This is a genomic window from Pseudomonas sp. PD9R, assembly GCF_019200975.1.
Lineage (GTDB): Bacteria > Pseudomonadota > Gammaproteobacteria > Pseudomonadales > Pseudomonadaceae > Aquipseudomonas.
In genome coordinates, this window is record NZ_JAHTMR010000011.1 from 25,596 (window position 1) to 46,283 (window position 20,688).

Genomic DNA, 20,688 nt, shown 5'->3' on the forward strand with positions numbered 1-20,688 from the left:
ATGACTACCAAGTCATTGACGATGTGAACCACCAGCGCATCGATTCCGCCAACGCTGTGTCCATGACATCTCACTCAGTGCGTCACACAATTGTGATGCTGTGATATGCCGGTCTGCCGGATCGAAAGCCAACGCCGTTCGCAAGGCTGGCCAGCAGCGTTTGGGGAGATGCGTGGGTGCCCGTAATTCAAGATCCAGACGTTCATCACGTGCTTGTGTCGACGACAGCCGCCGCAATGGGTGTTTGCCACTCGCCAGTTCATAGATCACACACGCCACCGCAAAAACGTCAGCACCGGGCGTTTGCGGTGAGCCGTCGAGCAACTCTGGGGCGGCATAGCCTGGCGTCCAGGCGTTAAATCGCCTGCGACTCAGGTGCGGCAAACCCGGCAGAACGCCCTCCTCGGTCTGTCCTAATCCGAAATCAAACAGTCGAACACCTGATTCGCTGAGCATCACATTGCTTGGCTTCAAATCGCCGTGCAGTACTCCGCGACTGTGGGCATAGGCCAGCGCATTCAGCAATGGACATGCAATGTCACGGGCCTCTGGCCAAGAGAGGCCCAGCGGCCGCTCACAGAGCAACTTATCCAGAGTCAGGCCACGCATCAGTTCCATGGTGATGAAAGCCCGTCGACACTGGGTGTCCACCTCGTAGCTGTGCACGCGCACTACGTTCGGATGATGCAGGCGTCGGGTCAGGGCGAACTCGCTATAGAGCACTGCACTGGCGTCAGCGGATGAGGCGAACTGTTCACCGAGCATTTTCAACGCGACGTAAGGTTCGGGGTCAGCAAACTGTTCGTGCAGCAGATCCCGGGCTCGATACACCACTCCCATGCCACCTGCACCGAGCAACCGCTCGATGCGATAGCGCCCGGCCAACACGTCCGGCAATGGGTCGAGCGCCGGTGCAGTTTCGCTCATTGGCGGATAACCACACCGGTCAAATTATCCCGCGCCGGACCGCTCAAGACGCTATCGAACAAACGGGTCAGTGCCGCCGGTGCGTTCAGGTTCAACGCACTGCCCAACGCGTCATGACTCAAGCCTTGGTACAAACCGTCGCTGCACAGCAGAAACACATCTGCCGGATGCACCACCAACTCCAGGATTTCGAGGGTCAATTGTTCGCAGGCCCCCACGGCCCGGGTTAAAGCGCCAGCATCCGGCTGGATACGAGCTTGTTCGGCGGACATTTGCTGTTCATCAATCAGTTGCTGCATCAGCGAATGATCCTTGGTCAGCTGGTACAACCGTTTCTCGCGCCATAAATAACAACGGCTGTCGCCCGCCCAGACGCAGGCCGCGCGACTACCTTCCACCAGCAGCGCTACCACGGTACTGCCGATGATGTTGTCCTGGCGGCCCGCAATGACCGTCAACTCCTGGCCCAGGCGACGATTAAGCCAGCGCAAGCACTGACTCACGTCTTTGACTCGATCGTCGAAGTTTTTCCGTATCGGCAACTCTGCCAGACTGGCGACGATCAATTGACTGGCGAGGTCGCCCCCTTGATGTCCTCCCATGCCATCGGCGACCACCCACAGCCCCTGCTGTGGGCAATCGAGAAAGGCATCTTCATTTCGCGTCCGGACTTTGCCAGGGTCGGTACGTGCAGCGCTGCGCCAGGGACTGACCGTCGACATCAGAGCTGCACCGGCATGCGGAATGTGCGTAATACGCCCATATCAAACGGGCTCGGCGTGCGCTGACTCGTCAGCAGGTAGTTGGCGCGCAGTCCTCCCAGATCTGCTTTGAGAACCAGCACATCACGGCCGGTCATGTACTCGGTCTGCATCAGGTCGAACAAACGGAACAGCGACCATGGCCCGCTGTTTTTCTCGATACCAATCGGGCGGCCGACCATTTTTTCGAGTACCAGGCTGGTGCGGCCGTCCTCAACGTTGATCGGCCAGCTGAAGGAAGCCGACACAATCGGCCCATGGCGGTATTCCATGGTTTTGTCGCCATAGCGAAATTCCGCGCGACTCACAGCGGGGTCGAGCGTGTATGGCTCCAGCTTGAACTGCACATGAGGTTCGGTGGTGCCCTCGGCGAAAAAGCTCTGGCGAATCACGTGCGCCGCTGCCATCTGATTGAGGTAAACCTTCGACACAGGCAGGCTGAGGCCATCGATACTGCGCAGGCGATAATTACCCGGCCCCCCGCTGACAAACGGGCGCATGTAGTTGTCGAAGAAACGCTCAGCGATTCCCTGGGTTTTGAAGAACTCGCGGAAATCATTGATCGCTACGTCACTGGCACTGTGGGCGCTGAACGGATAACGCTTATTGATAGATTTGGCGTAGAAGCCGTACAGCTCAGTCTGATAACGCTGGTTCAGGTGCTGGTAAGCGTCATTGAGCACCAGACGCCAGGCATCCTCAGCCAGCCCGTTGAACCAGGCACCCACCGGACGCGGCAAGCGACTCGACGCCGTGCGTAAATGACTCAGCGCATCACGTTGGCTGCCCATGCGAACCTTGGCCATCTCATAAGCCGCCTGATCCGGTGCGCTGGAACGGGCCAGGCTCGCCAGCTGCAATTGCAATTCAATCAACGCTTGCAACACCGGTGTCAGGTCGGCGGTCGAGCCATTACTGTCATCCAGCAAGCGGTGAAGCGGTTCGAAGCGACGCTGCAGGGCCTTCCTTGCCGTGTGTGGCAAGTTGTTGCTCACCGCCTCGGAAGTCTTTTGCGCAGCGGCCATGGCGAGCTTTTCCAGCTTGCCACCCTTCCCTTTTTGCTCCTGCGCGATTGCCGTCGCGTCATCCACGCTGTCCACTATCACCGGGAAACTCGTGTGCTCACGTACTTGCGCCAGCAGTTGCAGTACAGGCGAATGGGCGGAAATCAGGCCGGCCAGCTGCTCGGCCCCCTCACTTGCACTGCTAATTGGCTGCAACGCAACCTGCGCAATCGCATCGCCCCAGGCATTGGCGTAGTCACTGAAATACAGTTGCTCCAGTTCGACCATCAAGCGACGCAAGTCCTGTCCGCTGATGCCCGAGCCCTCGCCCAATACCCAGTTGTCACGCAGGATATCGGTAACCAACCCAGCCCCCCGGACCGAAAAATACTGCTGATAACCTTGCTTGGTGTAGAACCCCGGGATCGCATAGCCGGTGCCGATGAACAGGGCACTTTGTGGCCCCAAGTGCTGGCTCAAGCGATACTCCGGAAGAACGCGAGACTGATCACGGAGCATCCGGTAAACCACGTTAGCCTGGGATTCACTGCGCAAGACCTGGCGCGCCTGTGCAACCAGTGAGTCGTTGAGTGGATAGCTGAAAGGCTGCACCAGCAAACGTTCGAAGTGTGCACCCAGGTCATTTTGCACCGCAGTGTTGCCGGAATAACGCGTGGACCAGTCAGTGGCGACCCACTCCTTCAACCATGCCGCGTCCCGGCGATCTTTAATATTCAGCATCAGATACGCACGCAGGCTGTTGAGCAGGCGTTCACGATCCTTCATGTTGGCGCGTATCTGCCCTTCCAGCAGCGTCGCAACCCGTGGCAACAGATGCGTTTCAAGCTCATGCTCATAGGCACTTCTGACCGGTGGATTAGCGGCATTACCCTGGTACAGGCCGCCGCGTTCGCGGTATGGAACATCACTCTTGTCAGCAAACACCTGAGTTGTCGCGTAACTGATGTCGAGGGTCTGAAGCGCCGCCCGCATATCATCCTGGGCGGTCAACGCCGAACGCTGATGGGTCCAGGTTTGTGCCAGAGTCCGCAAATGTTCCAGCCGTTCGTGGTTGGCCGCGAAGCTGCCTGCCCACAACAAACCGAACAGGCTCAATGCGGCCAAGGCACCCACGTATAGCCCACGCTGGCCCCACTGAATATGGCGGCGCTCGCGCTGGTCCAGGCCGGCAAGGTCGGCTTCGGGAAAAATTACCCGACTGAACAGATGGCGGATGAATCGTGATTGACCGCTGTGTCGGGCCGCCGATGCGCCGTTTTTCTGGTCTGTACCGGCATCAGTGGGCTGAGCGGGCGGTCTGCGCGAATGGGCAGCGCTGGTTAAGTAAAAGCCGCGCAATTGACTCACGCGTTGGTAACGGTTGCCGGGGAAAACCGCATCCACGAACTGGCACAGCCCCTCACCAATCAACCCGAGCTGGTGCGGGAAATCGAGGATACGACCTCGGGACCGTGGATCGCGCTCCTGGTGCATACGCATGATCACTTGGCCGTTGAGACGATGCAGCAACGCTTCGAACTCGGCACGTACAACGTCCGTGTCCGCTGCGCGCAACTCTTTAGCCAGGCTGGCACCGAACACCTGATCACGCTCATCGCGGGTCAATTGCTCGAAGAACTCGTCGAAACCTGATTGTTCATCCGCCTTACTGAGTACCAGATAGACCGGCAGGTTGACGTGCAACCTCTGCTGTATCTCTTGCAGGCGGGCACGCACGTGCTGCGCAAGGATTTTCAAGTTGTCCTGGTTACGGGTAAGCAGGATTTGGACCGGAAGGGTCACCAACACGCCATTGAGCGGACGGTTTCGACGTCGCTTGCGCAACAGGTCCAGCAACGTAGCCCATGCGCTGGCGTCGACGTCTGTTTCGGGCTGGGTCAGGTAGCGTCCAGCCGTATCGATAAGCACACCGTGTTCGGCGAAGTACCAGTTGCAGTGGTCGGTCGTCGTCGATTCGCAGGTCTGGGTTTCATCGAACTTGTTAAGTGGAAACTCAAGCCCCGAGTACTCCAGCAAGCTGGTTTTGCCGCTGCCCTGAGGACCAATCACCAAATACCACGGCAATTCAGTGCGCCAACGCTCGCTACGACCGCGATAAAGGCTCGACGTCTTGAGGGTGTTGAGGGCCTCCTTGAAACGCACCTTCAACGCCCTGCACTCTTTGTCGACCCGCTCTTCCCGCGCCAGGCGTGACAGACCGTCTTCGCTGCCTTCATCCGCTTGCTTGCGCACACCGGCGCGCCAGCTGACGAAGACCATGGCCAGGCCCCAGATCAGGAACAGCACGCTGATGCTCAGCAACCGCGAGGTCGGGCTTTCCCAAAATTTGAAATCATCCACTGCCAACAGTGCCCCGACGTACCACACCATCAGTGCCAGCAGCAGTACCAACAGTAATGTCCAGACCCATGTCTTGCGCAGGAAGGCGCCGGTTTTTTTGAGGACCTTTTTCATTGTGCGCCCCTGAATAACCGCAGCGACGGCGGTTCAACTGCGGGCTGATCCAGCCGCTCGAAAGGCTGCAGCACCGCAACGCGCTGATCCGCCAATGTCCAGACGAAACCGGAGTACATCACCACCAGACTCATCGCCGTTATCAACAGCACCATCCACCACGGCACAATCCGCACCAGGCTGCTTCGTTGGTCTCCAAGGCCTTCCCAGTGAGGTGACAGCTCACGCGGTACATCAGCACGCAGCAGACGAATCTGTCGATAAAGGGCATCGCGAAGACTTTCGAGCTCCAGATGGCCACGCGGCTGAATCCGATACTTGCCCTCGAACCCAAGCGATAGACACAGGTACATCAGTTCCAATATCGGCAGGTTTTTAACCGGGTCTTTCGACAGCTGATCAAGGAACTGGAAAAACCTCTCGCCGCCAGACCGCTCATTATGAAATCTGCTGAGAAGGCTCATTTGCGACCAACCACTTTCCTTGCCCCACGTGGTGGTCACAACAGCTTCGTCAATCACCGTGCACAGCACGTAATGCGCCGTTGATACCTGACCACGCTCAACACCACGGTGCAGTGCCCGGCCTTCAAAGTTTTTCAGCTCGGTACACAATCGCCCGTTAAGGCTAGGCAGGTCTTCGCTGTTGGCGCAGTGCTTGAGTTGCACCACCTGCGATAACAGGGAGGACGCCGCCGCTGCCAGTGAATTGAGCCCGGTGCTGAAGGTTTGCGCCGCCTTCTGCTCGGCAGCGTAAATCATGCGTTCATCCAGATGTTCGAAACGTGGCGGTGCGGCAAAGTCAGTCAGAGGTCCCTGTGCCGGGCCGTGTCCTTGACGGTCGAGCAGAACGGTTTTGTCGTCCGGATAGTGTTCCATGTCCTTGATCATGTCGCTCAGTTCCTGATGGCCCAGAATTTCAGTTCGAGCTCGGCGAATTCACCAGACACATGGAACGCAAAGCCGCCGGAGCGCTCGAGTTGGGCCTGGTCGTCGGAACTGAGTTCGAGGATGAAATAGGTTTTGTTGGCGTGGAACGGAATCTGCCGAGGGGCTACCGGCAATGGCCTGACCCTGATACCCGGCAGATGAAGATTGACCAATTGACGGATGTTTTCGACCGAGCCGACCTTGAGATGAGCCGGCAGCCGATTGCGCAGTTCTTCGCCGTCGCAGTTGGCGCTGGCCGCCAGGACAAACGAGGCTGAGCCCAATAGCTTATGGTCATGCAACGGCGAGACCACGATCCCGAACTGACGCACTTGCATCGCCAATTCGATGGCATGCTGTTCAAGCACCATCGACAGGACCTGGCGAATCGCTTCCATGAGTGTGCGAAAGCTAACACCCTGATCACTGTGCTCGTAACGGCTGTCCAGACGCGGGCGTTTGGTGTCACTGGAAAACGTTGCCAGCTCGCCAAGCAGCGTCAGCAACGTGCAATACAGTTCCTGTGGGTGAAGCTGTTCAAGATTGAGGTAATGACGCAGTAGCAGTTCGGTGCGGTTGATGAGTTGCAGCATCATGAAATCGCCGACTTCCGCGCCACCCACTTTGCCACTGGAGCGAATCCGCTCTGCAATAGTGTCACCCCGGTGACTGAGCATGCTGATCACTTCTTTCAGACATGAAAGCAGATAGCTGGACGAGTGCGCCTGTATGAACGTCGGAACGAAATCCGGGTCGAGACTGACCACGCCATCGGGCGTAGTAGCGAGGACTTCGCAGACCTTCAACTTCACATAAGCCTGATCACTCTGCTGTTCACCCAGCAGTAAACGGAAGTCCGGACGACCGCAGCTAATCTGGCTGGCGCTGGCGTCACCCGCATTGGAGTCGGAGATCTCCAATTCATAGGCGATGTAACGTGCCAACACGTCAGACTGCTCCACACGGCGGGATTCGATATGGTTGCCGGTCACCAGTGGCAATGCCAGATAGATCGGCGTGTTGCGGGTGTTTGCGGGTATATCCAGCGCCAAAGGCTTGGTGCTTCCACCCAGCTCGAAGAGGCTGCCGTCCGGCAAGATCCCCGAAGCGCGGTTAATCACCAGTTTGCCCATATTGAGAAACTGTAAATCGATATCCAGGCTCAGAAAGCCCCAGGTGTAACTACCCAGTAATTGGGTACGGACTTTCATTTGATGGTCGTGGTATCGATCGTTGTGCTGGAAGTGCTGCGGGCGCAGCAGCATGCCTTCCTGCCAAATGACTTTATGGTCGCTCATGTTCAGTCATCTGCCTTGGCAAGTGCTTCAATGCTGTTGTGGATACCCGTTTGATCGAGGGTCAGGTCAGCATGGGTAATGCCCGCTGATGTAACTGGCACCGTATATCGCCATCGTGTTTCCGGGAGATCGCGGTAGGCAGCGAGTACACCCACATAGCGGCTCCCCGCTTGCAAACTGAGTTTGAGCTCGACGATTTGGCCGGGACGAAGCTCCAGCTCTTCGCCGGACACCATGTCCGGTGCCAGGGATTCTTTGCCGCGCTCGTAGAGGCTGAAGAAATCGGCATTCTCAAACGCAACCGGATGCTTGAGTTCAAACAGGCGCACGACAATCGGCGACGGACGACCCTGTAGATCGGGATTCAATTGATCACTGGCAACCAGTTTCAGATTGAGTTTGGTCACGCTGGAATACGGCGATAACGACGAGCAACCGGCCAACGAAGTCAGCGCTATAACAGTAGTCAGCGTTTTATAAAAAACTGTTGAGCAGCGAAGCATGCACTTCATCCTTGGTGGTCACTGTGGAGAGTGGAGATCAGGCGAACCTGTTCCTCGTAGGACTGGTGGAAGTCACGTGCCAGCAGGCGTTCGCTCCACTCATCATCCTGAGTGAGTGCCTGGTGATAACGGCCATAGGCTCTCCAGCGGCTGCCGGAGGTGGAGAGCAGCGACCTGTTATCGCGCTCGAAACGCAGGTTCAACTGTTGCGGCGAGAAGTGATCCAGCGCTCCCCGAACCGCTGCGCGACTGGCGGCCAGCAACGCCACCTGATGCGCCTGCAAATCACGAAACGCATGGCTGATCACTTGCTCGGCGGGCAATTGGCCTGGCTTGCCGGCGAGCATCATGCTCAGCGCGTCACCTGCATCAAAGGCGAACTTAAGTGGGCTTGGGTGAAGGCCTTGCACGGTCGTCTGGGCCAGTCGCAGCTCGTTTTTCAACTCACTGCGGGTACGCAGGCTCTGTTGCAGACCACCGATGCTCTGCTTGAGCAACCGTGCGGCGCTCAATGCCATCGCTTCACGAGTGGTACGGTCGAGGCCTTCAAGGTCCACGCCCAGCGCTGCCCCGAAACGCTCCCAGAACTCTTCACTCTGATGCTCGATAACCTCGGGCACAGGAGCTGATGCCGGCGCTGTAAAATCTGCAACCAACTCCGGCACCCTCAGGTTTTCCGTGTCGATGCGTGCGAAGTCGGCGCGCTGCCCGGGTTCCTGATAAGGCCTATCGAGGGCCGTCAGATCATCGACGCCGCAATACACGCGCTCTTGCTGGTCACGCCGTTCCAACGGGTCAAAATCGAGAAATACGTTTTCGGGAATGAGGTTGCCTGCTTGCCGTAGAGGGCCGGTGTCGGCGGCGAGGGATGTCGAGCCTTCGTTCAACTCGGCACAGATCTCGAAATCACCCAACACATAAACACTGCCCGGCTCGATTCGCATGGCTTTGCCCTTGATCAGAAGCGCACCGTTCACACCATTCTGGATTCCGTTGCTGCTGGTATCCGTCAGGAAAAATGCGCCTTCGTGGTAGCTGATCAAAGCGTGATGATTCGAGAGGTGGCGCTTACGATCCTGAATGATCCAGTCGCAATCTTCGCCGCGGCCGATCACACCGCCGGCCTTGGTGAAGCCCTTACGGCTCAAACCTGTCGGCACGAACTGCGCGTTACTGGAAACTTCGAAAACCAGTTCCATGCTGATACTCCTTGCGGTCACTTGCCGCGGTTGGCCGCCTGGGGATCACCCAATGGGCGATAGCTGTCGTCGTTGTATTTGTAATTACCGCCGCAGCCGCCAACGCCACATAAAACGACGAGGGTCAGCAATGCGACTTGCCAGTGACGAACAGACATCCGGGGGTCTCCGAAGAACAACGTGAATGATGGGTCAGTCATCGAGATCACCTGAATGGATGTTCAAGCGCCCGAGGCGATACAGCAGCGTGCGTCGTGGCAGTCCGAGCTCGCGAGCGGCACGCGTCTGGTTACCGTTGTTTTTCCGCAGGCAATCAATCACCAGACTGCGTTCGACCTGGTCCAGGCGTTCACGCAAAGATGAGCCGCTGTCTTTCGCAATTGAGGTGATGGGCAGAGAGAAATGCCCGGTCAGTAATTCGCCGCCTTCGCACAGCAATACCGCGCGCTCGACCAGGCCTTTGAGCTCACGCACGTTGCCGGGGAAGGTGTAACCGGCCAACAGACACAGGGCGGCATCGGACCAACACAGCGCGTCCCGTTGCAGCAGCGTGCAGGCCTTATCGGAAAAATGTCGGGCCAGATCGAGGATGTCGCCTGCACGCTGGCGCAGGGCCGGCAGCTCAATCGGAAATTGCGCGAGGCGGTAGTACAAGTCCTCGCGAAACTTGCCTTCCCTGACCAGTAACATCAGATCACGGTGCGTTGCCGCGATGATCCGCACGTCGATCTTGTGGGTGTCGTTGCAGCCCAGCGGCCGGACTTCGCCCTCTTGCAAAACCCGCAGCAACTTGGCTTGCAAGGACAACGGCATGTCGCCGATTTCATCCAGCAACAAGGTCCCGCCGTTAGCCGCATCAAATAGCCCGGCACGGTCGCGATCGGCACCGGTGAAGGCGCCTTTGCGATAGCCAAACAACTCACTTTCCAGAAGACTCTCGGCGAACGCCGCACAGTTCTGCACGATGAACGGCTGAGATCGCCGTGGGCCACCCTCGTGAATCGCCCGCGCGACCAACTCCTTGCCAGTGCCGGTCTCGCCACGCAGCAGTACGGTATAGGGGCTGTGCACGACTTTGCTGATCAGGGAATACGTTTGGCGCATTGCCGAACTCTTGCCGATCAATCCGTAAGCACTGGCATTCGGGACGCTGACCGACACGAGTCGCGCATCGCCGATCGGTCGACGCAAGCGTTGCAGCAACTGCAACTGGCCAAGTACGAACGAACCTAATTGGCCAAGTGAATCGGCAAACCCCTGCAGGTCGATATGCCGGTGACTGGCGCACAGCACCAGTCCTTCGACCGCCTTTCGTTGGTTGACCAACGGCACACACAGCAACGACTGCCAAGGTCTGGCCTGGGGCGGTAAAAAACCGCTTTCATGCAGGCTGTCGCTCAGGGCTCGAAGGTGCACCACGCGGTTCTGGCACAGGGCAAATTGCAGCAATTGCTCGCCGTTATAATCCACCGGCAGAGTCGCTATTTCCCGGGGTTGCAGAATGCCGTTCAGGTACTCGGTATTCAGGCCGAGGTCAGTGTGCGCTGCATCCAGCAGGTACAACTGCGTCAGCTCGCAGCCGCTGAGTTGCGCCACCCCGCGGATGAAATCTCCCAACAACGCGGCGCTGTCCGGCGCCCGTGACAAATCCGCGAACTGCTGCAGCAGGGCTTCGGCATAGACCAGTGGATGAGGCACTTGATTGAGCATCGCCCCCATCTCAGCTGAACTCGCAAATGACACTGGCATCGCCTGCCAGCAGTGCATGAACACCCTTCAGAAATTCTCCGGTTGCCATCGCATCAAGCAAGCGGTCAGCCACCTGCGGCAGCACATGCAGGTCGAGCAAATAGTCGATCAGACGGGCGCCGCTGTCGCTCTGGATGCAACGCTCGGCCAGATGATCGACGAGGTTCTGATCGTAGGTGAATTCCAGTTGACGTCGTCGCAGGCGCTCTCCCAGGCGGTCGAGTTTGATTTCAATCAGCTCGCGCAACACCGGCCCGCTGACCGGGTAATAGGGCACTACGCGCATGCGCGCCAGTAACGCGGGTTTGAAATGTTGGCTGAGGACTGGTCGGATGGACGCTTCGAGCTCTTGCGCAGTGGGCCGTGCGCCGTTGCTGCAGAGGTCGCTGATTCGGTCGCTACCCAAGTTGGACGTCATCAGGATCAGCGTGTTGCGAAAGTCGATCTCGCGCCCTTCTCCATCGTTGGCAACACCTTTGTCGAAGATTTGATAAAACAGGTTGAGAACGTCCGGGTCAGCCTTCTCAACTTCATCCAGCAAAACGACGGAATACGGCTTCTGACGCACGGCTTCGGTGAGCATGCCGCCCTCGCCGTAACCGACGTAACCAGGTGGCGAGCCGATCAGGCGCGAGACCGTGTGCTTCTCCTGGAACTCGGTCATGTTGATGGTGGTAATGAAACGCTCTCCGCCATACAACAAGTCCGCGATTGCCAGCGCAGTTTCGGTCTTGCCGACGCCACTTGGGCCGACGAGTAGAAATACGCCCACTGGCGCATCGGGTTTGCTCAGGCCGGCAGCCGTTGCGCGCATCGAGCGATCCAATGCTTGAACGGCTTGCTCCTGACCGCGAATGCGTTGGCGCAGATCGCTGGCAAAACCGGTGACTTTGGCATTGTGTTCACGGGCCAGTTGCGCCCGTGGCACACCGGTCCAGGCGCTGATCACTTCGGCTACCAGACGCGGGCACACTTCGAAGCTCACCAGACGTTCATCAACTTGTGCATCGATCAGAGCGCGATGGGTTTCGTTGAGAGCGATTTCCAGGGTTTCCACGCGCTGAGTTTCGTCTGCTCGCGCATCCATGCACGTGCTTGCGTTCGTTTCAACGACAGCACGGGCTTGAGCCAATTGCTGGCGCAGATCCAGCAGGCGCTGAGCCAGATCGGATTGCTCTGTCCAGCGGGTTTCCAGGGCACCTTTTTCCTTTTCCGCTTCGCGTAGTCGAACGTCCAAAGCTTCCAGCCCTTCAAGATCTATCGGCAAGCCGGCTTCGGCATCACGACGCAACGCCTGCCGCCGGCGACTACCTTCAGCCAGTTCACCACGCAAACGCTCAAGGCTTTCCGGGGCGGTAGCCAGGCTGATACGAACTCGGGCACATGCGGTATCGAGGACATCCACCGCCTTGTCCGGCAACTGGCGCCCCGCCAGGTAGCGTGCGGACAACTCGGCGGCGGCCACTACCGCGTCATCGCGCAGATATATACCGTGACTCTTCTCGTACACCGCTGCCAGGCCGCGAAGAATGGTCACGGCTTCATTGACGGTGGGTTCATGCAGCTGCACAGGTTGGAAACGACGGGCCAGAGCCGGGTCTTTTTCGAAGTATTTTTTGTACTCCGCCCACGTCGTGGCGGCGATGGTCCGCAACTCCCCACGAGCCAGGGCCGGTTTGAGCAGATTCGCAGCATCAGAGCCACCGGCATTTCCCCCCGCGCCAACCAGCGTGTGGGCCTCATCGATAAACAGGATGATTGGTTTCGGCGAAGCCTTGACCTCATCGATCACGCCTTTCAGACGTCGCTCGAATTCGCCTTTGATGCTGGCTCCGGCCTGCAACAACCCCATGTCCAGGGACAGCAGTTCAACATCTTTCAATGCGTGCGGTACTTCACCAGTTGCGATGCGCGATGCCAGTCCTTCGACGATGGCCGTTTTACCGACGCCCGCCTCACCGACAACAATCGGGTTGTTTTTGCGGCGACGGGCCAGGATATCGATCATCTGGCGGATAGCACCGTCACGGCACAACACCGGGTCCAGTTTGCCATTGCGGGCTTGTTGAGTGAGGTTGTGAGTGAAGCGCTCCAACAAGGATTCACCGGGTATGGCTGAATTGCCAATGCCCGGTTGTTCCACTTTGGATAACGCAAACTCCTTCAGCCGCTCTGTGTTCAACCTGGCCAACAGCGACTGGTAACGGCTACCGGCGTAGCGCAGCGGGTTACGCAGAAGCGCGAGAATCAGCGCGGCCTGACCGACATGGCTCTGACCCAATTCGAGGTTCGCCGTTAGCAGGGCGTCCTGCAGCCATTGCACCAATTCAGGGGCGAACACCGGGTTGCGTGAAGCGCTGTGCTCGATCCGCGTTTGCAGCGCGGCTGCCAGATCGCCGGCATCTACCTCAGCGTCCTGCAACGCGCGGCCGAGCCAGCTTGCCGGGCGCTCCAGCAACGCCAGCAGCAGGTCTTCGACGAGAATCTTACTGCCACCACGGGAGACGCAACGCTCGGCAGAACCTTCCAGGTCGCGACGGGTTTCAGCGTCCAGCGCCTGGATGAGTTGTTGCAGGTCCACATTGATCATCGAACACATCCCTAGTGAATTTTGCTGCTCAAGGTCACGACACCGTCAGCCCGTTCACGACCAAGCCAACTGGTCCATCCCAGATGGCAGGCGTTTTGCTCGCCAACGCGCAGTTCGCGGATTTCTTCCTGGCGCAAGACCAGGCGAATGTCGTAATCGAGCGGGTCACGCAGCGTGAATCGCACCAACGCGCACAGCGGCTGATAGCCGAAACCGATCGGAAGAAATTCATGAAAGCGTTGCCAGTCGAGTTCGCGTATATGGATGCGGAATTTGCCACTGCGATCCCGGACGTGATCGCCCAGCACCAGGTCTTCCCCGAGCTTGCTGTTGGCAAATCCGAGGCGATTGCGTTGTTCGTCAAGAATGTCGACGCGACGCTCAATGCACTGCTCGATGGTCAGATCGGCATGCTTGAAGTAGTAGCGCAGCACGGCTTCGATCAGCGCTGCAGAGTGCGCCCGTAAACTGAGCAGGCCGAGGTACGGCAACAGGCGTTTCCAGTTCAGCTCGCGGGCCTTGCGGATATCTTCGCCACCCAGCCCGATCAGGGCGAACAGTTGCTCGGAAAACGGGTCCAGGGCACCACTCTTGAAGCCCGCGTGATAGCGATACTTGCGCCAGATCGGCAACATCAGCCTCTGCAAGCGATGGTGAAACAGGTCGAGGAAAGTACGGGTCGTGTGGCCGTCCTCGCCCAAGGCCTGCTCACCGTAAAACGCTGGCAACGGCGAACCTGAACCCGTCAGGCCCAGCAAGTTGAAACGCAACCGGGCACGCATCTGCCCGTTCTCTTCAAAGAATTCCACACGGTCAACGTCGCTGCCGGGGAAACCCAGGCTCGGGTTGGCCTGGAACTCCAACTGGTCGTACAGATCGTCTTCGCTCAGAAGCGGATGCGCTTCACGCAGCCGATCTACGACCAACTGGACGGCCTGAAACAGCGAGTATTCGCGTATTACCCTGCTCAGCCCACTTAAAGCAGGGGCTGCAGGCCCATGCGGGGTGTCCATTGATACACCTCTCCCTGTGTGCTGATTACCCGCAACTCGTGGTACGAATTGAGGCTGGCGTAGAGTGCGAAAAACTCGTTGAGGACCGACGCGAACACAAACAAGTCACCCTCGCCGATGTACCCCTGTGGATCGATGGTCAACTCGGTGCGTAGCCCGCGTACCGGCAATCCCCGGTGCAATCTGTCGACATGCTGGTGCTTGATCGATTTCAGCCCCCCGAGCAGTCGCTTGCTGACCTTTTCCGCGTGCTGGTCGTAGTAGCGCGGCAGGTCATACGTCTCGAGAATCACCTTCAAGGCGTTGACGTCGGCCAGAGACAGGTAGTTGAGCGACATATTGCTGATCAACTTCCAGAGGAAGTCACGATTGAGCGGCGGAGCAAAACTTGAAGTGACCGCCGTGATGTTGCGAAAACTCAAGAGTTCCGGCGTCTGCGGACAGGGCTGATTGATGTCCCCCAGCTTCAATTTGCGCGGCAGGTTCTGGTTGGTGCACATCAGTTCGATCGACAGCGTTTCCTGCATTTCGGTATGACGAATACCGAAACTCAAGTAGGTGTCGAGGCCATCGTGCAACAGGGATGGGCGCTGGCGAACGCTGTAGTGCGGACGACTGACGGGCACATCGAAACTTGGATCGTGCTCGAAGGATTCGAACGGCACATATTTCCGATAATTCTTTCCACCGGGGTCCCACCCGACGACCGTTTCCACCGAGAACACACCGCAACTTTCCTGGCCGTATTGAGCCGGCAACAGCAAGTGCTCATCCTGCTTTCCGTCGAGACGGATCGGCAGCGCATCGTGCTCGAACAGATTGACGACCGGTGTGCAGTAGAGCTTTACATTGTCCAGGGTTGGACGCAGTCGCTGTATGCCGCTCTTTTGAATATCGAAGCGCAACTCCAGGCCTCGCACTTGCCTGAGGGTGTCTTCGGGCAAGGCATTGATGAGATCGAGACCGTTGATATCGACGAACAGGAACTTGTCCTGGAAAGCAAAATACTCTTGCAGGTAGCGATAGCCACGGAAGGTGTTCAGCGGATACGGTGTCAGCGCTTCTGCTTCGTCGAAGCCCACCGGTTGAACGGGATCGCCGGGCAACTTGAACCCCAGCGGAATACCGCTCGCGCCCTCAATCGGCTTGCCAGCGGCGTCCAGCGGGATCAGTTCGATGCCATTCAAATGACGCAAAAGACTCAAGTAGAGCATTTGGCTGACGTAGCGCTCGCCGGCAAAGTGCAGACGCAAACGACTCAACTCCAGCTCACCAAGATGACCGTCGGCGCTCATCTCCAGCCGCAGGCTCAGTAACGCTCCATCACCCTTGACCGAATAATTCAGTGCGACCAGATCCAGCGCTGACACTTCGGTTGCGTAGCAAGTGCGGAAACGGCAGCACACACCTTCGATTGGCACACTCTCCACCGGCGTGTCGCGTTCCACCGTCAATGCCGGTCCCGAATGCGGCAACGGCGCAAACTGCAGCATGCTGAACGCTGGCAATGGGCGCATGTAGTTGGGCCACAACAATTGCATCAACGAATGGCTCAGCTCCGGCAGTTCGTCGTCAAGCTTCTGCCGCAAACGTCCGGTCAGAAACGCGAAGCCTTCAAGCAACCGCTCCACATCCGGATCCCGTCCAGGCTGCCCCAGGAAAGGTGCCAAGGCCGGACTACGCTCGGCGAAACGCCGACCCAACTGGCGAAGTGCAGTCAGCTCGCTTTGGTAGTAGTGGTTAAACGACATGGAAAATTCCGTCTGTCATTGGTTGACCTTGACCTGCCCGCTGCCATCCAGGCACGCGGAAAAACTGGCCTGACGTTTGAATCCATCAATCTCCAGCAAGCCCTCAATGCTGAAGGACAGGCGCAGAAGATCGTCACTACGCGGCCCAGGTGAAACGCGAACCCTGCTCAGACGAGGCTCGTAGGCCTCGATGATGTGTTCGATGGCCTGGCGCGCTTGACTCAGCGAATCGTGCAGGCTCAGGCGCATGTCATTGAGATCAGGTAATCCGTAGTCGGGCAGTGTCTGCACACTGCCCGCACGGGTGCTGAGCATCATGGCCAGATGAGCAGCCACAGACGCCATGGCAGAGTTTTCGCGACTCCAGCCGATACGTTTATCCGTATCGCCACCCAGGCGTTCAAAGAGGCTGCCGTATTCAGTCATGAGTCAGCTCTGCCTACTCTTTGTCCAGCTTGCCGACCAGCGACAGGGTGAAATCGGCGCCCATGTATTTGAAGTGCGGGCGCACGTTCAGGTTGACGCGATACCAGCCAGGTTCGCCGTCGACATCGCTGACAATGATCTGCGCCGCGCGCAGCGGCCGACGACCACGGACTTCGGCACTCGGGTTTTCCTGATCGGCCACGTACTGGCGAATCCACTTGTTGAGCTCAAGCTCAAGGTCGGTCCGCTCTTTCCATGACCCCAGTTGCTCGCGCTGCAGCACTTTCAAATAGTGGGCCAGCCGATTGACGATCATCATGTACGGCAGTTGGGTGCCGAGCTTGTAATTGAGCTCTGCAACCTTGCCTTCGGCACTGATGCCGAACTGTTTGGGCTTCTGTACGGAACTGGCGGAAAAGAACGCCGCGTTGTCGCTACCCTTGCGCATCGTCAGGGCGATAAAGCCTTCCTCCGCCAACTCAAACTCACGGCGATCAGACACCAGCACTTCGGTTGGAATCTTGGTTTCGATTTCGCCCATGCTTTCGAAATGGTGCAACGGAAGGTCTTCTACCGCGCCGCCGCTTTGCGGGCCAATGATGTTCGGGCACCAGCGAAATTTGGCAAAACTGTCGGTCAGCCGGGTGCCAAATGCGTAGGCCGTATTGCCCCACAAATAATGCTCATGGCTGTTCGCGACGGTTTCCTTGTACACAAATGACTTCACCGGATTTTCTTCCGGGTCATAGGGATTACGCAGCAGGAAACGCGGCACGGTCAGGCCAAAGTAGCGGGCGTCTTCCGACTGGCGGAAGCTCTGCCATTTGGCGAATTGCGGGCCTTCGAAGTGATCTTTCAGGTCTTTGAGGTCCGGCAGGCCGTTGAAGCTCTCCAGACCAAAAAATTTCGGGCCGGCCGCTGCAATAAACGGGGCATGGGACATGCAGGCAACGCTGGATACGTACTGCATCAGCTTCACGTCCGGCGAACTCGGGGACATGAAGTAGTTGGCAATCATCGCACCGACCGGCTGACCACCAAACTGGCCGTACTCAGCGGTGTAGATATGCTTGTACAAGCCGGCCTGCATCACTTCCGGCGAGTCTTCAAAGTCGTCCAGCAAGTCTGCCTTGGAGACGTTAAGGATTTCGATCTTGATGTTTTCGCGGAAATTGGTGCGGTCCACCAGTAACTGCAAACCACGCCACGAGGCTTCCAGTGACTGGAAATCAGGGTGGTGGAGGATTTCGTCCATCTGACCACTGAGCTTGGCATCGATGTGCGCGATCATGCGGTCAACCATGGCTTTCTTGACCGGCTCACCCGTGTTCTGTGGCTTGAGCAGCTCTTCGATGAACGCCGACACGCCGCGCTTGGCGATATCGTAGGCCTCGTCGTCTGGGGTCAGACGGGTTTGCGCGATGATGCTGTCGAGAATGCTGTATTGGCCGCTCTCGCTCTGTTGTTGTGCTGCATGGGTGCTCATATTGGCTTCCTTGGCTGATGGGAGACTCAGGCTGGCTGGGCCGAGGCGTTCAGGCCCAGCTCACTCAGGACACGATTGCGGGACTCATCGTCGGCAAGCACGCCTTCGATGGCCTTGCGGAATGCAGGCGTATTGCCAAGCGGCCCTTTGAGGGCTACCAGTGCGTTACGCAGCTCCATCAGTTTTTTCAGTTCAGGCACTTGCTCGACCAGGCTGGCCGGGTTGAAGTCTTTCATCGAGTCGATGCACAACTTCACTGCCAGTTCTTCAGCACCGCTGGCCTCTTGAAGCCGGTTCGGCACGCTCAAGGTCAGCTGCAGTTCTTGCTTGGCCAGCACTTCGTCAAAGGTCAGCTTATCGATGCTGATTGGCTTGCGATCTTCAACTTTGCGTTCGTCCATGCGGTGGGTGTAGTCACCGATTGCCAGCAGTTTCAACGGCAGCTCAATCTCTTCCTGGGCCCCACCGGTGGCAGGCTTGAAAGTGACGTTGATGCGTTCCTTGGGGGCTACCGAGCCTTCTTTGGCCATGGCTTTTCTCCTTGCGGTTACGGCCTTTAGGCCTGGTCGAGTACAACTTCGAGGTCGAGGTGGCACAACCTGCGATAAATTTCTTCCTTGCGTTCACGTACCGCGTGGTTCTGCGGCAGCAACTCGCAGCAGCTATGCAGCAATTGCAGCACTTGCAACGCGAGGTCCGGCTCCCAGGTGTGCAGACCTGCGTCATGTAATGTCTGGTCGAGGGTTTCGAGCTGGGTCTTGGCCAGTTCGAATTTCCTGGCCATGAAACACAACCGCGCCAAGGCGAACTGCCAGAAAAAACGCGCGCGTGCACCATGGGCGCTTTGCAGACCCTGCTTGAGAATTTGCACGGCAGCCTTGAGGCCGTCCTTGCGCAAGATCGGCTGGACGTCCTCCAGCGCTCGCTCCCACAGCGGCTGGGCCTCAAGGGTTTCCATCGGGCGGGGTGCGCTGGGGCTTTGCAGATGCGGCATGACGTGAACATCTATCCATGCGCGGGTGACCGGGTCGGCGAAAGGCGCGCCATCGTGGAAACGCAGTTCGGTAACGCCGGGCAGGCGCTGAATCAACAATGCGAAATGGATTGCCACCTCACGCATGGCCATTTCCGCATTCAGGCCCTCAAGGCACTCCCAGATCATGCGCTGACCATCGAACCAGAATGGCGCCTTGGCCAGACTGGCTTCGAGCTCAACGACCAGGTCGGCGTACTGAGCCTGATCGAAACGCTCCCGACAGCGTTTGAGTTTGTCCGCGGGCAGCCCGCGTAATGCTGTGATCTGCTCGGCGTTACGCTCGGGCAAGGTATCGACAGATAGCCAGAGCAACGTGCGATTCAAGCGCAGGGCGCGCAGATCGGTGGCCTTTTGCTTTAGCCACCACGCACACAAGGGCCGCGCACTGTCCTGCTGGGCACGCAACGCTTTATGGGCATCTTTTTCGTTGTCGATGGGCGCACTCGGGTTGAACAACTGCGTGGCAACTTGTTTGACTTGAGCCACCGCCGACTCCACCAAAGTGGGTGTCGGCTGATGTTCAGTCGTGCGTTGCACCATGTTTTTCAAGCGCCGGGAAATCGGCAATAACAAAGGCGCATCGTCACCCAGTCGCTCGCTGCAAATGACTTCAAGACCGTCCAGATGCTCCGTCAAACAACGGAACAATGGCAGTTGCTCCTTGATCGCAACGTTTTCGTTCAGCACTTGCTCCAGACGCTGCACCAACCAGCTGAACGCGGCGGCGCGGGTACGGGGTTTGCTCGGGTAAACATCAGTCCAGTGGCTGTCGCACAGGTGATGCAGCAATCCGAGGCCGGCCAACAACCCCTGGAACGATTCGCACTGATACAAGGCCCATGTCAGCCAAGCGCCAACCCGTAGATCCTTCGACTGCGTACGCAGAAGGCTTTCGCAGTTTTCGCGAACTTTCTGCCAGTCGATCTGACTGCTTTCATGCATGGATTGGGCTTTGCCCAGCTCGCGTTCCAGCGCTTCATATTCATTCGAAAAACGAACGTCCTCGCCCGCGAAACTCCCTTTGGAAACAGAGACTTTAGCGAGTTCAAGGTAATGAGCGGAAAGCTTGCTTGAGTAAGACATCCATAGCCTTTTTTGTCATTCGTCAATTGAAGTTTCAATGACGTCAACCCCCATATCCGAGGTGGCGCAGAGCATGACAAAAATAAGAAATGAAAAATGTAGGACGCTTCTGAAAATGCAAGCAGATGAAACGAGCAAGTTAGAGCTCTGTAGTATTAGTTGCACTTATCAGTAAGAAAAATTACCGGAATGCAATTTCATCGGCCGTCTTATTGACGTGCCTTACAAGCAATTAACTATCGAAATCACAGCGTTTGAAATCCACGCAACACACTTGAGGCCCGTCTTATTGGCGTCCAAGGCAACATTCTGAAATACAGGAAGCTCCTGACCAAAACAAAAGAACTTTCTTACATAAATCCTTCCAGGGCCTTGTTAGCGTGCTTCGGCAATCGGCGCAGATTCAAACCCGACATGACTTGCCGGGTGACGTTGTCACTTCCAGCTCAAGGACGAGC

15 protein-coding genes and 1 pseudogene are annotated in these 20,688 nt (G+C 57.7%); all 16 read right to left on the bottom strand.

Going from position 1 to position 20,688, the window contains the following annotated elements; translation table 11 throughout:
- Window positions 1-12: 12 nt before the first annotated feature.
- Window positions 13-900 (bottom strand): annotated as a pseudogene (locus KUF73_RS20425) (serine/threonine-protein kinase); the annotation flags it as partial.
- A 23-nt stretch (window positions 901-923) separates the two neighbouring features.
- Window positions 924-1,649, bottom strand: coding sequence for a PP2C family serine/threonine-protein phosphatase (locus tag KUF73_RS20430; RefSeq protein ID WP_218439849.1), 726 nt, complete (start codon window positions 1,647-1,649; stop codon window positions 924-926).
- Window positions 1,649-5,167, bottom strand: a complete 3,519-nt coding sequence (tssM, locus tag KUF73_RS20435) for a type VI secretion system membrane subunit TssM (protein ID WP_218439850.1) — start codon at window positions 5,165-5,167, stop codon at window positions 1,649-1,651. Before tssM ends, KUF73_RS20430 begins: the two co-directional genes overlap by 1 nt.
- Window positions 5,164-6,057: a type IVB secretion system protein IcmH/DotU gene (icmH, locus tag KUF73_RS20440; protein WP_218439851.1), complete on the bottom strand. Its 894-nt coding sequence runs from the start codon at window positions 6,055-6,057 to the stop codon at window positions 5,164-5,166. The genes tssM and icmH overlap by 4 nt, the downstream gene beginning before the upstream one ends.
- 5 nt (window positions 6,058-6,062) lie before the next feature.
- Window positions 6,063-7,394: a type VI secretion system baseplate subunit TssK gene (gene tssK, locus KUF73_RS20445; RefSeq protein WP_218439852.1), complete on the bottom strand. Its 1,332-nt coding sequence runs from the start codon at window positions 7,392-7,394 to the stop codon at window positions 6,063-6,065.
- A 2-nt stretch (window positions 7,395-7,396) separates the two neighbouring features.
- On the bottom strand, window positions 7,397-7,897 hold the full coding sequence (gene tssJ / locus KUF73_RS20450; protein ID WP_218439853.1) for a type VI secretion system lipoprotein TssJ: 501 nt from the start codon (window positions 7,895-7,897) through the stop codon (window positions 7,397-7,399).
- Between the two features lie 5 nt (window positions 7,898-7,902).
- Window positions 7,903-9,096, bottom strand: a complete 1,194-nt coding sequence (tagH, locus tag KUF73_RS20455; RefSeq protein ID WP_218439854.1) for a type VI secretion system-associated FHA domain protein TagH — start codon at window positions 9,094-9,096, stop codon at window positions 7,903-7,905.
- A gap of 17 nt (window positions 9,097-9,113) precedes the next feature.
- Window positions 9,114-9,254: a type VI secretion protein gene (locus KUF73_RS20460; RefSeq protein ID WP_218440010.1), complete on the bottom strand. Its 141-nt coding sequence runs from the start codon at window positions 9,252-9,254 to the stop codon at window positions 9,114-9,116.
- Between the two features lie 34 nt (window positions 9,255-9,288).
- Entirely contained in the window at window positions 9,289-10,806 is a 1,518-nt protein-coding gene (locus tag KUF73_RS20465; RefSeq protein ID WP_218439855.1) for a sigma 54-interacting transcriptional regulator, read from the bottom strand.
- A 10-nt stretch (window positions 10,807-10,816) separates the two neighbouring features.
- A complete protein-coding gene (gene tssH, locus KUF73_RS20470) occupies window positions 10,817-13,435 on the bottom strand; it encodes a type VI secretion system ATPase TssH (protein ID WP_218439856.1) in 2,619 nt (872 codons plus the stop codon).
- A gap of 11 nt (window positions 13,436-13,446) precedes the next feature.
- Window positions 13,447-14,448, bottom strand: a complete 1,002-nt coding sequence (tssG, locus tag KUF73_RS20475) for a type VI secretion system baseplate subunit TssG (protein ID WP_218439857.1) — start codon at window positions 14,446-14,448, stop codon at window positions 13,447-13,449.
- The gene (tssF, locus tag KUF73_RS20480) at window positions 14,412-16,199 is read right to left on the bottom strand and encodes a type VI secretion system baseplate subunit TssF (protein WP_218439858.1); all 1,788 of its coding nucleotides are present in this window, start codon (window positions 16,197-16,199) and stop codon (window positions 14,412-14,414) included. The genes tssG and tssF overlap by 37 nt, the downstream gene beginning before the upstream one ends.
- A 15-nt stretch (window positions 16,200-16,214) precedes the next feature.
- Entirely contained in the window at window positions 16,215-16,625 is a 411-nt protein-coding gene (gene tssE / locus KUF73_RS20485) for a type VI secretion system baseplate subunit TssE (protein ID WP_218439859.1), read from the bottom strand.
- A 13-nt stretch (window positions 16,626-16,638) separates the two neighbouring features.
- Window positions 16,639-18,111, bottom strand: a complete 1,473-nt coding sequence (gene tssC, locus KUF73_RS20490; protein WP_218439860.1) for a type VI secretion system contractile sheath large subunit — start codon at window positions 18,109-18,111, stop codon at window positions 16,639-16,641.
- 26 nt (window positions 18,112-18,137) lie between these two features.
- A complete protein-coding gene (gene tssB / locus KUF73_RS20495; protein WP_218439861.1) occupies window positions 18,138-18,641 on the bottom strand; it encodes a type VI secretion system contractile sheath small subunit in 504 nt (167 codons plus the stop codon).
- 26 nt (window positions 18,642-18,667) lie between these two features.
- On the bottom strand, window positions 18,668-20,230 hold the full coding sequence (gene tssA / locus KUF73_RS20500; protein ID WP_218439862.1) for a type VI secretion system protein TssA: 1,563 nt from the start codon (window positions 20,228-20,230) through the stop codon (window positions 18,668-18,670).
- Window positions 20,231-20,688: the final 458 nt, after the last annotated feature.

Bases quoted from the DNA above. Each gene is read 5' to 3' on its own strand.
- tssE (WP_218439859.1), bottom strand. From the start codon at position 16,625: ATGACTGAATACGGCAGCCTCTTTGAACGCCTGGGTGGCGATACGGAT.
- tssG (WP_218439857.1), bottom strand. From the start codon at position 14,448: ATGGACACCCCGCATGGGCCTGCAGCCCCTGCTTTAAGTGGGCTGAGC.
- icmH (WP_218439851.1), bottom strand. From the start codon at position 6,057: ATGATCAAGGACATGGAACACTATCCGGACGACAAAACCGTTCTGCTC.
- tssJ (WP_218439853.1), bottom strand. From the start codon at position 7,897: ATGCTTCGCTGCTCAACAGTTTTTTATAAAACGCTGACTACTGTTATA.
- tssM (WP_218439850.1), bottom strand. From the start codon at position 5,167: ATGAAAAAGGTCCTCAAAAAAACCGGCGCCTTCCTGCGCAAGACATGG.
- tssB (WP_218439861.1), bottom strand. From the start codon at position 18,641: ATGGCCAAAGAAGGCTCGGTAGCCCCCAAGGAACGCATCAACGTCACT.
- tssH (WP_218439856.1), bottom strand. From the start codon at position 13,435: ATGATCAATGTGGACCTGCAACAACTCATCCAGGCGCTGGACGCTGAA.
- tssC (WP_218439860.1), bottom strand. From the start codon at position 18,111: ATGAGCACCCATGCAGCACAACAACAGAGCGAGAGCGGCCAATACAGC.
- KUF73_RS20465 (WP_218439855.1), bottom strand. From the start codon at position 10,806: ATGCTCAATCAAGTGCCTCATCCACTGGTCTATGCCGAAGCCCTGCTG.
- tssF (WP_218439858.1), bottom strand. From the start codon at position 16,199: ATGTCGTTTAACCACTACTACCAAAGCGAGCTGACTGCACTTCGCCAG.
- tagH (WP_218439854.1), bottom strand. From the start codon at position 9,096: ATGGAACTGGTTTTCGAAGTTTCCAGTAACGCGCAGTTCGTGCCGACA.
- tssA (WP_218439862.1), bottom strand. From the start codon at position 20,230: ATGTCTTACTCAAGCAAGCTTTCCGCTCATTACCTTGAACTCGCTAAA.
- KUF73_RS20430 (WP_218439849.1), bottom strand. From the start codon at position 1,649: ATGTCGACGGTCAGTCCCTGGCGCAGCGCTGCACGTACCGACCCTGGC.
- tssK (WP_218439852.1), bottom strand. From the start codon at position 7,394: ATGAGCGACCATAAAGTCATTTGGCAGGAAGGCATGCTGCTGCGCCCG.
- KUF73_RS20460 (WP_218440010.1), bottom strand. From the start codon at position 9,254: ATGTCTGTTCGTCACTGGCAAGTCGCATTGCTGACCCTCGTCGTTTTA.